Raw genomic sequence first — 15454 nt, forward strand, 5'->3', positions numbered from 1 at the left:
TAATCCCCCCCTCTAACAATTACTTGAGCTTTAATATCAATTCTAACAATTAATTATTGGCGTTAATATTAAAGCCCTATTATAGTTAAGTAAGTTATAACTTCTTTTGCCAAAAAACAGCTTGACCCATTTTAGGATCTAACTCGTAACCTGCAAAACCTTGTTTAGCATAAGCAGACTTGGCAACCGTATTCCCTTCTAATACTTCAAGCGTTAACTTACAGCAGCCCATTTCTTTTGCTATTTGTTCAACCTTATTAAACATCAGCTGCGTTAAGCCTTGTCTTCTATACGCTTTTAATACCGCTACATCATGAAAGTTAACTAAAGGTTTAGCATTAAAGGTAGAAAAGCCCACAACACAATTAGCAATAGCCGCAGGTTTATCATCAACATACACCAACACCGAAAACACATTATTTTGTTGTTTTAAATTTTCAATTAAATGTTGCTGGGTATATTCACAAAGCGGTTCACCACCGCCCATAGGATCCATCGCATATGCATTTAATAAGAGTAAAACATCTTTCGCGTGTTGTTCATTGTGGTAATCGGCTTTTATTACTTCTACAGTCATCACTATTCCTTAAGTTAACCCTTTAATTTTTTTAAACAATGTACCTCAATATATTCAACAATATAACCCTGTAAAACAGCAATATTAAGGAAAAACATCAATAATGTTTATTTATCGCTTTTGCCAACCAAAGTGCCCTGTTAGAATACCGCCATTACGAAATTAACACGTCTATTTAACGGAAAATTTTCTCAATGCGTACTAGCCAATATTTACTTTCAACACTGAAAGAAACCCCAGCCAACGCTGAAGTTATCAGTCATCAATTAATGTTACGTGCAGGTTTAGTACGTAATTTAGCGTCAGGTTTATATACTTGGTTACCCACGGGCTTAAAAGTTTTAAGAAAAGTGGAAAACATAGTACGTGAAGAAATGGAACGAGCTGGCGCTTTAGAAGTATTAATGCCAATGGTTCAACCTGCCGATTTATGGGAAGAGTCTGGTCGTTGGGAAGATTATGGTCCTGAGTTATTACGCTTAAACGATCGCCACAATCGCCCATTTGTTTTAGGCCCAACACATGAAGAAGTTATTACTAAGTTAGTTGCTAACGAAATTAGTAGCTACAAACAGTTACCTTTAAACGTGTACCAAGTGCAATCAAAATTCCGCGACGAAATTCGACCTCGCTTTGGCATTATGCGTGGTCGTGAATTTTTAATGAAAGATGCTTACTCTTTTCATTTAACAGATGAGTGTTTAGAAAAAACCTATCAAGTTATGTTCGATGCTTATTGTAGAATATTCGATCGTTTAGGTTTAGATTACCGCCCAGTAATTGCTGACACAGGATCAATTGGCGGCGAAGCTTCACATGAGTTTCATGTATTAGCTGATTCAGGCGAAGACGATATCGCATTTAGTGATGTTAGCGACTTTGCAGCAAACATAGAAAAAGCTGAAGCATTAGCGCCAACAGGCGACCGCCCTGCTGCTACACAAGACTTAGCTGAAGTTTCTACGCCTAATGTTAAATCAATTGAAGACCTTGCTGACTTTTTAAAAGTTGACGTAAAAACTACCGCTAAAACGTTACTTGTTTTAGGCGAAGAAGTTAAAGGCCAAGCTACGCCAGTTATCGCCCTTGTATTACGAGGCGATCATCAGTTAAACGAAATTAAAGCAGAGCATTTACCTTTAGTAGCCTCGCCACTGACTTTTGCTTCAGACGAACAAATAGAAGCGGCTGCGGGTTGTAATGCAGGCTCTATTGGCCCTGTGGGCTTAAATATTCCAGTAATTGTTGACCGCAGTGCAGCCCACTTAGCAGACTTTGTTTGTGGTGCTAACAAAAATGATGTTCACTTTACCGGTGCTAACTGGGATCGCGACTGTACTGAATATACAGTAGAAGACATTCGTAACGTAGTTGAAGGCGACCCAAGCCCATGCGGCCAAGGTAACATCGTAATTAAACGTGGTATTGAAGTCGGTCATATCTTCCAGTTAGGTCAAAAATACGCTCAGGCAATGAACTGTGGCGTACTCACTGAAGAAGGTAAAAACCAAATACTTACCATGGGTTGTTACGGTATTGGTGTTTCACGTATTGTTGCAGCAGCCATTGAGCAAAACCACGACAAATACGGTATTAAATGGCCAACGGCTATCGCACCATACCAAGTAGCGATTGTTCCAATGAACATGGCTAAATCTGCACGAGTTAAAGAAACCGCAGAAGCACTGTACGAAAAATTACAACAAGCTGGCATTGAAGTAATATTTGATGACAGAAAAGAAAGACCGGGCGTAATGTTTGCCGACCATGAATTAATTGGCACACCGTTACTACTGGTTATTGGTGAACGTAACTTAGACAACCAAGAACTTGAAGTTAAAAACAGAATCACTGGCGAAAAAACCATGATCAAAATTGACGATGTAATGTCTTTATTTGCGTAAGCTAAACTAGCACAAACTAAAAAGCCGTTTTCATTATGAAAACGGCTTTTTTAATAATACAAATAATTTTATTAATAACTTATTAACTCTATTTACATTTATACCTTATGGAATGCATAAATAATTCTTTGAACTAAAATTCAGAATTACATCTACAGCATAGACAAAGCAAGGCTTCCAACAGCGGCAACTTTACCTAAAGTAACTGAAAGTACCCAACGAATAAATTTATACGACATATCAGTAATAGTTACACCATGTTTACCTGCAAAAACCAACATATGGCCCAACATACCTTTTTGCTGCTCAGCGAAACGACCTGGCATTTCAGCAATTTCGGTTAACGCCATAGCAACTTTATCGTAAAAAGTTAAACTACTCGTTACCATGTGCTGAATTTGAGCTAAGTAACCGGTATCTTGTAATAACGTAAATAAAGCGGCGCCTAAACGGTGTGCCCATCGCGCAGTAAAACTCGCTTGATGACGTTTTTCATAATCAAGCCTTACTTGTTCTTTATGTAGATGTGCACTATTTTTGTTTATAGCAGCAAAGCTTCTATAGCTACTAGCCGTGTTAATATAACCTGGAGAATTCCCTGCCATTCTGTGCGCATTTGCACTAATATTTGGCCCTGCATTAAGTACATATTCGCCTTCGGTATGAACAAAAGGCCAAAAAGGGATAAGAGGAATAGGATCGGCCATATGTAAACTACGGTATATTTTATTCAGGCTATTACTCGTTTTATCAGCAAACCCCGAATATCCAACGCGTGGAGCACCAAAAGTGTATAAGTTAATAGGACGACCACTTTGTTTTTCACTTAACCAATTCGCTGTTAAATGAGCCAACGCACCTCCCAAGCTATGGCCAACACAATGCACAGGGCCGGTATTATTTTTGGTAAAATAGGCGTCTAAGGCAGGCCTAATAGAATTAAAGGTTTTATTAAACCCTGCATGAGCAGGCAAATTATTCGCACTAGTACTTAATCCGCAATGCACGTCAGTTACTACATCACGTTTCATGTCAGTGCCTCGTATTGCAACAACAGTGTGGCCATTATAATCACCGCCTTTTTTACCTGTTCCAATAACAGCAAAGCCTGTTTTATGCTTAAATATGTGCTCCATAAAAGAGCCACTAATACCTTGCACTACATTATTTGAGAGGTTGAAGTCGAAGTCTTTGGATAAAAACTTAAGTGCAGGTGTCTCATACCCTCCACCTAAAGTTTTTTCTTTTATTTGATATGAACCTTCCGCGAGTTTCACGGCTATTGTAGGGGTTAAATCACGCATGTTATATTTCCTTATATTGTTTAATCTTCAATGATGTGATCGATTTCAAAATCAGTATCCCAACGACAAATACTAGAAGCCCCGTGTGGAACATGAGAACTGTCGTCATTAGTAAATTTAAAAAATACTAATGGGTTTTCTAAATCAGCATTTAAACAAGAGAGTTTTTTATCATAAGCCTCTATAGGCTCAGTACCAGGTAAATATGTCCCCCAAAGTTTATAAAATTTATTTTCATAAAAAAAGCCAATTGTTTGACCTGTCATTTGTTCACAAAACATCCATCCAGGTGCTTTTGATCGAACATTGACAACGGAAAGAGTGAAACAACCCTTTTCGTCAGTCAGCGCACTATCTACTCTTTTTTTATTATCAATATACCTTAGTTCGCGTTCAATCTTAACACCCGCTAAAGGCTTACCTTTATCAAGTATTCGTCCTGATACCGCGGAGCATAAATGAACATCGTATTTTTTAAACCAAGCAAACATATCAATTCCTTGATGTTATATCAGAGAGTAAGGAGTAGACATTTAATAAATATAGAGGGGTAATGCGAGAGAAGACGCTTCCTACGTTCACTTATTAGCTATCCTTACTAAATATTTCAAGGCATTTTAGGGGATTGAATTGAAAAAGTAAATAATGATGAAACAAACATTTATGTATCAATCACAATAAAACTTCAAGGTGCGGCCCTAGCTGTATTTTAGGACTAGCTTCAAGTAAACTGTCGCGTTTTTAAGATACTGTTTTTACCTATATTTTAGTGTAACGGTTTTAACTTTTTAACACGTAAACGGATGATTAATGCAAACTCTTTCTCAATTACAGTCGGGCGATTTAAAAGGAGTTAAACGTTTAGCGCTTGCTGAAAACTTAACAACCTTTCCATTAGAAATACTGTCGTTAGCCGACAGTTTAGAAATTTTAGATTTGTCTAATAATCAGTTAACGTCATTACCGAAAGAGTTGGCGCAGTTAACGCAACTTAAAATTATTTTTGCGTCTAACAACCTTTTTGAAACGCTGCCTGAGGTGTTGGGGCAATGCGAAAACTTAGAAATGGTGGGTTTTAAGTCTAACCAAATAAAACACGTACCTGAAAACGCGTTACCGTCTAAATTACGTTGGTTAATTTTAACGGATAATTGTATTGAGGTTTTACCTGATTCGTTAGGCGAGCGTCCACGCTTACAAAAATTAGCGTTAGCAGGCAATAAGTTAACTCGTTTGCCGTTAACTATGGCTAAGTTAAATAATCTTGAATTGGTGCGTATTTCAGCGAATCAATTAACCGAGTGCCCTACTCAATTATTACATTTGCCTAAGCTGGCTTGGTTTGCTTTTGCGGGTAATCCTTTTAGTTATTCAGATCTGAAAATAGATTCAGTGCCTTTGTTAACGGCTTCAAGTTTTACCTTGCAGCAGGTTCTTGGCCAAGGGGCTTCGGGTGTTATTTCAAAGGCGGTTTGGAATGAAAAGCAGTATGAATTTCCTGATGATATTGCGGTTAAGGTTTTTAAAGGTGAAGTGACAAGCGACGGTTACCCACAAGACGAGCTACAAGCATGTTTAAAAACAGGTAACCATCCCAATTTAGTACGTAGTTTAGCGCAAGTAAATGAAGCGGGTTATTTAGCTTTGATCATGAATTTAATCCCTGAAAATTATAAAAACTTAGGCTTACCACCGTGTTTTAAAAGTTGCACCAGAGATACGTTTACTGAAGGGTTTAGTCTAAGTGTTGGGCAAGTTGATAAAATAGTTACGCAAATGAAAGCGGTGTTTGAGCATTTGCACGCGAATCAAGTTTGTCATGGCGATTTATATGCTCATAACACATTGTTTGATGAAGAGGCGAATATTATATTTGGCGATTTTGGTGCGGCGTCTATGTATCACATGCTTAGTGATGAGCAGCAAGGGTTAATTAAAACAATTGAAGCACGTGCTCTACAGTACTTTATTGAGGATTTGTTAAGCGTGTGTGATGAACAAAATTGATGCTATTGTTAAATGTATAAACTATTTAAGTGAAATAATTAATTGAAAACAAAAGATTGTTTCTTATGGTTAGTTTGATACTATTTAAAACATTAGCATTATGAAAAGTATAGGAACTAATGGCCGATTTAAGTAGTAAAGAGCCAAAGCAACTATTTGAGTTGCAGCCAGGGAAAACGTTAGACCTTCAAATTAACCACCCCGTACCTCTTCGACTCAAGTTAACACTTGTAGGCTTTGAGATAGGAAAATATATCTTACTCAAGTATCCTAAAGTTGCGCGTGCTTCCGATTATAAAGACGTACTGGTTGATGGTAACATGGTGATTGTGCGTTACCTTATGGAAGGTAATAAGGGAGAATGTTTTGCTTTTCGATCATCTATTAAACACATTACTTTACATCCCGAGAAGCTACTTTTTCTTGAGTACCCCAAAAAAATAGAAAACCGTCAGTTAAGAACACAACAAAGAACCAGTATTCATATACCTGCTACTATTATGCTTGAAGGCAAAGGTGATGAGACAACTAAAATTAGTGGTGTTATTAGTGACATTTCAGCTAAAGGCTGTGGATTTGCTTTTAAAAGTAAAAGTGAAAAAACACATGTAAATAAAATTAATATTTTAGTCTGTATTCAAAGCCCTATAGATGGCGAAGTAAGAGTCCCCGCTAAAGTATGTAACAGTAGAAATACACACGGTTTAGTCAATGTAGGTATACAGTTTTTAGATGAAGAGAAAAAAATACCAAAACTACTCGAGCAGTTATTTATTGAACCAAGTAATAGCTAATTATTCAGAAAGCTATTGATTTAAAAGCAATAAAAAGCCCGAGCGCGGTTAAACGCTCGGGCTTTTTTGTGTGACTCAACTACATAGTGTAAACGTTATTTCACTTCATTTAATTCAAAAATTAATGTTGTTTGCGGGAAGCTAATAGGTAATTGCATACCCAGTTGCATTAATGCTTCGCCTGTAAACACTTGTCCGTCAACTTTACTAAGTACTGATGTTGAATATTCTTTATGTTTAGTCGGCCAAATAAAATCAAGTTGGTATTGTTTGGTGGTATCTAAACCATTGAATCGATATTTTTTAGGTGCTGTACGTTTAGTTTCGTTAACACTGTTGTATGAAAATAACGCTTGTGTTTGGTCGTCATTCACAATACCAAAATCGACTGAATCACCATCAGAATTAGCACGTATTACACGACCATTATGAATAAGCGCACGATGTTTTTTATGCAATGCAATAACATGCGTAAGCTGTTCACGTTCATGATCCGTTAACTCACGAGGGTCCATTTCAATTCCCATATGACCAAAAAATGCTACGCCAGCACGCATTTCAATACTTACATGCTTACCCGTAATATGGCAATCGCGAGGCCCTACGTGTGATCCCATAACATCTGATGGGAAGAAGTAAGAACAACCACGTTGAATGTCGAGTCGGTCTAACGCGTCGTTAGAATCAGACGTCCAAACACGATCAGTATGTTGCAACACACCATAGTCAACACGCGATCCACCTGAAGCGCAGCTTTCAATTTCAACATGCGGATTTGATATTTTTAAGCGTTCAATTAACTTATATAGTGCAAGTGTTTGTTGGTGAATAACAGGTTTACCGTTATGTCCGCCAGCGTGGTTAATGTCGCGATTCATGTCCCATTTGATGTAAACAATTTTAGGGTATTCAACTAAAATATCGTTAATGGCGTTATATAAATATTCTACAACTTCGCTACGCGTTAAGTCTAAAACCAATTGGTTTCTGAAGCTAAGCTGTTCGTTACCTTGTGTTTGTATTACCCAATCTGGATGCGCGCGGTATAAGTCGCTGTCTGGGTTTACCATTTCAGGCTCAAACCAAAGGCCAAATTCCATTCCACATTGATTAACATGCTCAATTAATGGCGATAACCCATTTGGATAAATGTCTTTATCAACCACCCAATCACCTAAACCGGCTGCGTCACCACGACGACCTTTAAACCAACCATCATCAAGTACAAAGCGCTCTGCCCCTACTTTACTAGCATGTTCAGCAAGTTCTTTAAGGGTATCCACGTCGTGATCAAAGTAAATACCTTCCCATGTGTTGTAATGCACTGGGCGAGGTTTATTTCTTACTTTTTCTTTCAATAATTGTGTACGTACATATTGATGGAAGTTATGAGATAAGCCATTAAAACCATTTTCAGAATATGAGGAATATAGCACTGGGCTTTTATACGATTCGTTCACAGCAAGTTCTACTTCGCCCGGTAATAAGAGCTCACCAAGTTGCACATAGCTACGCCCTTCTGGCAATAATTCAGCACGTAATTTGCTGTTACCGCTCCAACCTAAATGAAAGCCATAACATTCACCATTGTTTTCATGAGTAAATTCGTTATGCATAAGAAAGCCAGGAAAGTTATCGTGGCTAGTTTTACCTTTGCGGTTTTCACGTACAAAGCTACCTAAAAACAAATCGATAGTTGTGCGTTGAAATTCGTACGACCAACGGCCACCAAACGACATGATTTTATTCATAACATCTGGCATAGGTATCGTTGGCGCTGCGCACCAGTTAACATTTAATACTTTATCGCCTAGGTTAACTAATTCTGTGGTTAACGCTAGCACGTTTGAATGTGAATCAATTTTTATGGTGTGAATAGATTTTATTTGTCTTATTTCGTCTACCGATTCAAAAATAACTTCATGCTCATTATTTTGAATAACGTTTGTTGTTTTACCGCCCATAGACCATGCGATATCACTATTGGTTATTTCAATACCTGGCGCGCCTGTAAATCCTTGCCCTAATAATGGCGACAAAGAAATAGGCGCTTCTACTACAACAGCACATTTAACTTCTTGGCGTGTTGATAAAAGACTTATCATCTGACCTGTTGTGTCATGGTTTAGCTTTTTCCCCCAGTAAGCTATCGCTGGAGTTTGATTACTACAATCAATTAATAAAGTAGAAGAGTCACTGTGTAATTGAACAAATTCAGGTACTTGCTTCATTAGAGTTATCCTATAAATATTCTAGGTGGGATGTTTGAGAGGTTGTCATATAACAACATTCACTTAGAGGGTGCTTTTAATAAAAATGATTATATGAATAAATTTCACTATACACAAACATTAAAAATTCGAAAAAGAACAAAAACGCAATAAATTTCATAAGACTTCTTTTTGAACTCAGGTTACACTAGCTTAAACAGGCTAAATAATTAACTTTAGAACAAAAACGAATATTTTCGAAAACGAAACATTCACCTTGATAAAGTACATATAAATATTCTAGCTATACTTAAAAACTAAAACTTATAGGATAAAATACATGTTAGGTGTTTGTTATTACCCTGAACATTGGCCAGAGTCTATGTGGGCTGATGATGCTAAAGAGATGCGTGAATTAGGATTACGCTATGTACGTATTGGTGAATTTGCTTGGTCGAGAGTTGAACCCAATGACGGTGACTATACTTTTGAATGGTTAGACCGCGCTGTAGAAGTACTTTCAGCAGCAGGTTTAGAAGTTATTATGTGTACGCCTACCGCAACCCCACCTAAATGGTTAATTGACAAACACCCTGATATTTTACCTGTAGACATAAATACAGGTACAGTGCGTGGTTTTGGTTCGCGTCGCCATTATGATTTTTCAAGCCAAAACTACTTTGATGCAGCAATGAAAATATCTGAGGTCTTTGCGAAACGTTATGGTAATCACCCTGCTATTTGTGGATGGCAAACAGATAATGAAATTGCATGCCATGATACAACGCATAGCGGGTCTGAAAATGCGAAACTTGCCTTTCAACAATGGTGTGAAAAGAAATACCAAAGTATTGATGCGTTAAATACAGCATGGGGCACGGTGTTTTGGTCAATGGAATATAATAATTTTAAGCAAATTGAATTACCTATTTTAGCTGTTACTGAAACTCACCCTGCGCATCAATTAGATTATCGTCGTTTTAGTTCAGATCAAGTGGTGCATTTTCATAATGAAATGATCAAAGTTATTCGTCAGCATTCACCTAATCGATTTGTGACTCATAACTATATTCCTATGGTTGATACACAAACCGACAATTATGCATTAGCTGAAAACTTAGATTTTGTAAGTTACGACAACTACCCTTTAGGTCGTTCTGATTTATTTTTTGCACAGCGCCCTGCTGAAGAATTTAAACCTTACATGCGTACAGGTCATCCTGATTTTGCCAGTTACTCCTTTGATCAAAGCCGTGGGGTAAGTAAGAAAAACTTTTGGATAATGGAGCAACAACCTGGGCCAGTTAACTGGGCTCATCATAATCCTCGTCCCGAAAAAGGCATGGTTCGCTTATGGTCTTGGCAAGCTTTTGCCCACGGCGCTGATTGTGTTTGTTACTTTAGATGGCGCCAAGCTCCATTTGCACAAGAACAAATGCACGCTGGTGTAAAACGTAACGATAATTCAAAAGCCGCAGCATGGGCTGAAATAGAACATATGCGCGATGAGTTAAAAGCAACCGACTTTAATATTGAAGATCCAGTGCAAGCTAAAGTCGCTATTGTTACAGGTACACTTAATCAGTGGGTAAGTGAAATAGAGCGTCAAAGCGACAGCTATAATCATCAACAAGTTGAATTTGAATACTACTCTGCACTTCGTCAATTAGGTTTGGCGGTAGACTTTATTTCAACCGATTGTGATATTAGCCAATACAGCTTAGTTGTTGCACCTTGTTTACCTATTGTGGATGCCGCCTTTGCTGAAAAGTGTAAAGCGTCTAATGCTCACTTTGTATTTGGACCGCGTTCTGGCAGCAAAACGAAAGACTTTAGCTTAGCGCCAAATTTAGCTCCGGGTTTAATACAATCACTTATCTCGATAAAGATACTTTCGGTAGAAACCATACGACCTGACTGTAGCGAAAAACTAAGCTATCAAAATCATTGGTACGAAAGTAGATGTTGGAGAGAAGAGTTAGAAATTTCGGAAAATACCTCTGTTATTGCTGAGTATCATGATGGAACACCCGCTGTAGTACGTGAAAACAACACAACCTATATTGCTTCATTAAGCTGTGTTAGCTTTTTAATCGAGTTATTTGCTAATTTAAGTAACGAACTAAATATTGATACCATTAAATTACCTAAAGACCTGAGAATGGTACACAGAGGTAATTCAGCTTATATCTTTAACTACGCAGGTTACGAACAAACATTTCCTAATCCAGAATTAGGAACATTTGTTATGGGTAGCGAAAAATTAGCCCCTTACGACGTAGCGATATTAAAGTTAAATAAATAGAGATTAAATAAGTAATAGTTAAAAACAGTTTCTACTTATTATAAAGTAGAAACTGTTTATTGATTTAGAACAAGGACTTGTTACATTTATTATGTTGTTATAATTAATATCCTTCCTTCATAACAACTGTAAAAAAACAGACAATGAATAAAAAACCTGACTGTGTCACAGCAATGAAAAATCTCATTACTGAGGTACGTGAAGAGTTTCCTTTTACTACTCCTGAAGCTAATATTTGTGGTACTTCTTGTGTAGGTTGTCCTAAAAAACTATTAGAAATAGTTGATACTGAATTATGTGACTGGGAAGCAAAACTTAACAACAACGTTGTGCCTAAACTTGGCGAAATATCTAAATTAGCAAAGCTTTGCAAAAATGTAAGGCGAGGATTAAAACGTAACGGTTTAGTTAGTTAAATCACGTTATTTCCTACATACAATAAGCTTTATAAATATTATTATACCTCTTGTTTAAAATCCCTTAATTAAGCTGATAAAACCCATCATGAATGAACTTATTAGAGCAAGAATAATAGAAGTGTGTAACCAGAAAATTGAACAAAAAGGTGATAATGTCGGTTTATCTTTTTATGCTTTTTTCAAAAACAAAAATTCAGAGCCAGAAACATTAATAGAAGTAGCTACTTGGTGGATAATGACAGAAAAATTAGATCACTTTGAAAAAGCAGTAAAAATTAAAAAAATGATCCAAGCTTTATAACGATAAGCTTATTACAATTCAAACCATCACAAACCTATAAGAACTAAAAATAATGAAACACTCTAAAACAACAAAAAAACTACAAAACAAGCTCGACTCTACTATAGAAAAATTAAAAGTTTTATTACAAGAAGAATTAATTGGTTTTAGTGACATAAACTTCACCGTTAAGTTTGATAACTTCCCGAATAGTTTATTAATACACTGTGTTTTTGATAATGAAGAAAATTTAAGTACAGCAAAAGCGATAGAATCAACTTACCAAAAAAAACTGCATCAACTCTTATTTAAGCAAGGAATTTTATTAAAAAACTCGAGTCATAATTTAGCTTTTATATAACCTATAACTACATATAAATAGTAAATAATTTAACTTATATAATGAGCAAAGCGTTTTATTTCAAATTAAAATAACCACCACAGAATATTATGCCCATTTAATTGTATATAATTCCGCAATATTTTTAGGTCTTGTTTCACTACCTCCTGTCTGTTTTGTCTCCGAGGTTGTAAGGAGATTTAATCCTGTTCCAGGAGTCCCTGAACTTGATGCGATTTGAGCAGTAGAATAACCCAATTGATGAACGTGATTCAAAAATTCATCGGTCTCAATAGTTCCAACATAATCTCCAATAACAGTTTCATTACCTGAAGTTTTCCGCTTGGATGCATCTGTATCGACCGTTGCTCCATTATTCCACGATCGGCTAAAGTAACCTCTCATATCAGGCAATAATGACAAACTATTTTGGCCAAGCCCAAACCTTTGATTAAGCACTGAACTTAATCTTGTTTGATTAGGACTTAATTCGAGATTATCAGTGCACAATGATAATTCTTCAGCGGGTGGATTTTCAGTTGCTATATATTGCTTTCGCTCACCAATAACGCCGTTAACAATGCATGGTAAACTCTCAATCGCAACAGATCCTACATTTGCATATACTTTACTGATAGAAATCACAGCTGATGCCGATTGACTTTGAACTTCGATATAAAGTTGTTCTGCGCTGTTAGCAACATTCAAACTTAATTCAACATCAAAAATTCCTGCTACACCCTTAATCGATTTTCTTGTGCTATCAGTGAAACCATCAGACAATATAACCTTTACTTGGCAATTTTCACTGACTGTCATGACTACTCTCGCCGTTACCGTATTACCATTAAGAACACTTTGCCATCTAGGGAACTCATTCAGGTTTTGCCGAAAGGTCATTTTAGAAGTTGTATCGCTGCTGGTTAAAATTCTACAGTTTTCGCCATCTAAACTAATTTCCGCATTTTTACCAGGATCATTATAAATCCAACCGTCAGGATGGTTATAATGAATCATATTAGAAACAACTGTTTTATTACTAAAGTATAAAAAATTATAATTGTATACCAAATTTTTTTGCTGTAATGAATTAAGTAATTCATTGCAGCCTGACTTATAAAAAAAATCATTATCAAACATACTTATATCCCTTATAAAGATACGTCTACGAATATACCCGTTATCAATCAAGTGCTTCTTCGATGAATCTAAAAACCTACATCTTGAATAATAACGAGTATAAGTAAAACGTATCAATAAAATGGCTTACCTAACTTGACTACCTATTAAGAAAAAGTAGCGCTATTTCCAGATTTTGCTGTACACATACGCCCAACAAAAGGACCACCTGTAGCGCCTACTTGATACTCATGGTGCAATATAATTGCATTAGGGTTACTTAGGTTGGTGATAGTAACAGGATCATTAAAGTTCGCCGCAACACCTGTAGAAATAACAGCTGTTCCAGCTTCATTTTTTATTTGAGCATTTGAATCGATGCTTATTAACTTTGCTTCTGATGTTATAGCCAAGCTTTTTGTACTAGGTGTTGTCGTCCAAGTTCCGTCCGCGTTGTAACTAACATTAAAGGTAGTAAAGCCACTGGTTGCATCACAAAGAGCAGCATGAACAGAAGAGCTACTGAAATTAATAACGGTTCCAGCAGTATAAGCACCTGTCGCTACATAGAACTTCAAGATAGGTTGACAATCAAGGTTTGTACTAGGATTAACCGTTACATAATTTGACAGTACGATTGCTCCAGTACCAAGTTGTACAGCTGTACCTCCATTATACTGCTCTAACTTGGGATTATAAACCGGTGATGTAATTCGAAATGCTCCTGGCTGTACTGCTTTATCATTGATAGGTGGAGCTAACCCCAATGGTGATACACTCATGATGGTTTTATTATTAGTTGCTGTCCCTCCAGGGGCCGGTGTAAGACCAACCTGTTGAATAGCTGATGCATAGCCTGAAGGTTGACCTACTTCCGGCGGATTTACTCTTTGTTGAACACCTGCGTAGTATTGTAGTTCTAACAAAAAGGTATAATTAGAACCTGAAATAGAATGTGGTAATATCGGTGTTCCCAACAGACTATTTGAATAAGTTTCAGGTCCTCCTTCATAAACAGCCGGCTCTTGAAAAAAGTAGAAATTTGTTAGGTGATCACTATTATTCGTAACGACAATTTGTATTAATGTTGACATGTTAAAACTCCGGTAATAATTAATTAACGATTACATCGTAGTAAATTGTAAAATGGCACTAAGACCACGTGTTATGAAACGGTTTTGGACATTGCATCCTTGCCTGAATCAACACCAACACTGTATACAATATAAAAATTAGAGAACATTACCTCTTATTACATTAATGAACTACACCTTGAAAAATGTTAAAAGACATAAATATAGAAGCATAGTCATAACGAATAAAGGCTTTCAATAGTGCAAACTGGATCCTGTTTAATTTTAACCGCGAGTAAGTATCCGATAACTCTGCTATTTTTGAGGTTAACTTCTTGCAATCTTCTATAGAAGAACAAATAACAATAAAACCTAAAGCCAAACATAATGGTATGTTTCTCATATTGTTAGGCTTTTGTTTTATTTGTATTAGCATGCTTCTCAATTCGTGGTATTGGGCTGAATTTAAGTTTCAGTTAATGCTGTTATTTTTTGCTAGCTGCATTGTTTTACTTACCGGCGTATTAAAATATTCAGAGCCTGACATCAGCTACAAATTAACGCGACATCACCTTTGTTTTTTTCATAGAAATGGGAATTGGACAATAAAATGGGACAGTATTATTCGATTAGGGATCCCTACCTCAAGTACCGGTTTTAATGTAACTCACCTGCCCTATATTGGTATTAAGTTAAAAAACATTGATCTTATTGCAGACAATATTTCCCCTCGCCTTGCAAATAAACTCATTCACGAGCAAAGAGAATTACTGATACTAGCCGCTAAAAATGATGAGATAACCTTAGATAATGGCTTGATCAGCTTCGATCACTTCACTTTAAACAATAAAGTATATAAAGGCCCTATAGCCGCATGGCTTTTCAGAACAGAACAGTTAAATAGTATTTACGGTTATCACCTTTATTTACCAGATACAGGATTTGATAGAGATATAGAAAACTTTTTAACATTACTAAAACAATGTAAAGAACACGCCATCCATCTTAATCAATAAAGTTATCTTAACAAACTAGAGGGTGTTGACCTTCGCGGTATATTTAATAGAGTGAAATCATCATATACAGGTCTTTAATTTATTATTCAAACGGGTATAAAAAAAC

At 36.5% G+C, this 15454-nt stretch carries 14 protein-coding genes; 8 read left to right on the forward strand and 6 right to left on the reverse strand.

The genetic code is table 11. The features are described from left to right. Positions 1-94 precede the first annotated feature (94 nt). Positions 95-577 (reverse strand): GNAT family N-acetyltransferase, encoded by a 483-nt coding sequence (locus AC0L5Q_RS04035; protein ID WP_077341750.1) that lies wholly within the window; start codon positions 575-577, stop codon positions 95-97. A 194-nt stretch (positions 578-771) separates the two neighbouring features. On the opposite strand from AC0L5Q_RS04035, the gene AC0L5Q_RS04040 reads away from it, so the two are divergent. Continuing rightward, the gene (locus tag AC0L5Q_RS04040; protein WP_473614467.1) at positions 772-2481 is read left to right on the forward strand and encodes a proline--tRNA ligase; all 1710 of its coding nucleotides are present in this window, start codon (positions 772-774) and stop codon (positions 2479-2481) included. Positions 2482-2633: 152 nt separating this feature from the next. On the opposite strand, the gene AC0L5Q_RS04045 is transcribed toward AC0L5Q_RS04040, so the two are convergent. Together AC0L5Q_RS04045 and AC0L5Q_RS04050 are read right to left on the reverse strand one after the other, a co-directional pair. After that, the gene (locus tag AC0L5Q_RS04045) at positions 2634-3785 is read right to left on the reverse strand and encodes a lipase family protein (protein ID WP_473614470.1); all 1152 of its coding nucleotides are present in this window, start codon (positions 3783-3785) and stop codon (positions 2634-2636) included. A 20-nt stretch (positions 3786-3805) separates the two neighbouring features. Beyond that, positions 3806-4276: a DUF6795 domain-containing protein gene (locus tag AC0L5Q_RS04050; RefSeq protein WP_473614475.1), complete on the reverse strand. Its 471-nt coding sequence runs from the start codon at positions 4274-4276 to the stop codon at positions 3806-3808. A 319-nt stretch (positions 4277-4595) separates the two neighbouring features. Between AC0L5Q_RS04050 and AC0L5Q_RS04055 the strand changes: the two genes are divergently transcribed. Both AC0L5Q_RS04055 and AC0L5Q_RS04060 read left to right on the forward strand, forming a co-directional pair. Continuing rightward, positions 4596-5792 (forward strand): leucine-rich repeat-containing protein kinase family protein, encoded by a 1197-nt coding sequence (locus tag AC0L5Q_RS04055; RefSeq protein WP_473614478.1) that lies wholly within the window; start codon positions 4596-4598, stop codon positions 5790-5792. A gap of 119 nt (positions 5793-5911) precedes the next feature. After that, positions 5912-6586: a flagellar brake domain-containing protein gene (locus AC0L5Q_RS04060; protein ID WP_473614481.1), complete on the forward strand. Its 675-nt coding sequence runs from the start codon at positions 5912-5914 to the stop codon at positions 6584-6586. 95 nt (positions 6587-6681) lie between these two features. Here AC0L5Q_RS04060 and AC0L5Q_RS04065 read toward each other — a convergent pair whose 3' ends face one another. After that, positions 6682-8817: an alpha-galactosidase gene (locus AC0L5Q_RS04065; protein ID WP_473614483.1), complete on the reverse strand. Its 2136-nt coding sequence runs from the start codon at positions 8815-8817 to the stop codon at positions 6682-6684. A 319-nt stretch (positions 8818-9136) separates the two neighbouring features. Between AC0L5Q_RS04065 and AC0L5Q_RS04070 the strand changes: the two genes are divergently transcribed. The 4 genes from AC0L5Q_RS04070 (at position 9137) to AC0L5Q_RS04085 (ending at position 12161) form a co-directional block, all read left to right on the forward strand. Continuing rightward, a complete protein-coding gene (locus AC0L5Q_RS04070) occupies positions 9137-11101 on the forward strand; it encodes a beta-galactosidase (RefSeq protein WP_473614486.1) in 1965 nt (654 codons plus the stop codon). 143 nt (positions 11102-11244) lie between these two features. Then, positions 11245-11517, forward strand: a complete 273-nt coding sequence (locus AC0L5Q_RS04075; RefSeq protein ID WP_473614489.1) for a hypothetical protein — start codon at positions 11245-11247, stop codon at positions 11515-11517. Positions 11518-11605: 88 nt separating this feature from the next. Next, positions 11606-11821: a DUF6500 family protein gene (locus AC0L5Q_RS04080; protein ID WP_473614492.1), complete on the forward strand. Its 216-nt coding sequence runs from the start codon at positions 11606-11608 to the stop codon at positions 11819-11821. A gap of 52 nt (positions 11822-11873) precedes the next feature. After that, entirely contained in the window at positions 11874-12161 is a 288-nt protein-coding gene (locus AC0L5Q_RS04085; protein ID WP_473614496.1) for a hypothetical protein, read from the forward strand. Between the two features lie 87 nt (positions 12162-12248). Here the strand turns inward: AC0L5Q_RS04085 and AC0L5Q_RS04090 are convergent, their stop codons facing one another. Further along, the gene (locus AC0L5Q_RS04090) at positions 12249-13280 is read right to left on the reverse strand and encodes a hypothetical protein (protein ID WP_473614499.1); all 1032 of its coding nucleotides are present in this window, start codon (positions 13278-13280) and stop codon (positions 12249-12251) included. 146 nt (positions 13281-13426) lie between these two features. Further along, positions 13427-14353 carry a hypothetical protein gene (locus AC0L5Q_RS04095; protein WP_473614500.1) on the reverse strand — a complete coding sequence of 309 codons (927 nt, stop codon included), beginning with the start codon at positions 14351-14353 and terminating at the stop codon, positions 13427-13429. Positions 14354-14667: 314 nt separating this feature from the next. Here AC0L5Q_RS04095 and AC0L5Q_RS04100 point away from each other — a divergent pair, with 314 nt between their 5' ends. After that, entirely contained in the window at positions 14668-15348 is a 681-nt protein-coding gene (locus tag AC0L5Q_RS04100) for a DUF2982 domain-containing protein (protein ID WP_473614503.1), read from the forward strand. Positions 15349-15454 lie beyond the last annotated feature (106 nt).

The organism is Pseudocolwellia sp. G5-9 (genome assembly GCF_055808995.1).

Coding starts and splice junctions, on each gene's coding strand:
- AC0L5Q_RS04035 (WP_077341750.1), bottom strand. CDS start 577: ATGACTGTAGAAGTAATAAAAGCCGATTACCACAATGAACAACACGCG.
- AC0L5Q_RS04040 (WP_473614467.1), top strand. CDS start 772: ATGCGTACTAGCCAATATTTACTTTCAACACTGAAAGAAACCCCAGCC.
- AC0L5Q_RS04045 (WP_473614470.1), bottom strand. CDS start 3,785: ATGCGTGATTTAACCCCTACAATAGCCGTGAAACTCGCGGAAGGTTCA.
- AC0L5Q_RS04050 (WP_473614475.1), bottom strand. CDS start 4,276: ATGTTTGCTTGGTTTAAAAAATACGATGTTCATTTATGCTCCGCGGTA.
- AC0L5Q_RS04055 (WP_473614478.1), top strand. CDS start 4,596: ATGCAAACTCTTTCTCAATTACAGTCGGGCGATTTAAAAGGAGTTAAA.
- AC0L5Q_RS04060 (WP_473614481.1), top strand. CDS start 5,912: ATGGCCGATTTAAGTAGTAAAGAGCCAAAGCAACTATTTGAGTTGCAG.
- AC0L5Q_RS04065 (WP_473614483.1), bottom strand. CDS start 8,817: ATGAAGCAAGTACCTGAATTTGTTCAATTACACAGTGACTCTTCTACT.
- AC0L5Q_RS04070 (WP_473614486.1), top strand. CDS start 9,137: ATGTTAGGTGTTTGTTATTACCCTGAACATTGGCCAGAGTCTATGTGG.
- AC0L5Q_RS04075 (WP_473614489.1), top strand. CDS start 11,245: ATGAATAAAAAACCTGACTGTGTCACAGCAATGAAAAATCTCATTACT.
- AC0L5Q_RS04080 (WP_473614492.1), top strand. CDS start 11,606: ATGAATGAACTTATTAGAGCAAGAATAATAGAAGTGTGTAACCAGAAA.
- AC0L5Q_RS04085 (WP_473614496.1), top strand. CDS start 11,874: ATGAAACACTCTAAAACAACAAAAAAACTACAAAACAAGCTCGACTCT.
- AC0L5Q_RS04090 (WP_473614499.1), bottom strand. CDS start 13,280: ATGTTTGATAATGATTTTTTTTATAAGTCAGGCTGCAATGAATTACTT.
- AC0L5Q_RS04095 (WP_473614500.1), bottom strand. CDS start 14,353: ATGTCAACATTAATACAAATTGTCGTTACGAATAATAGTGATCACCTA.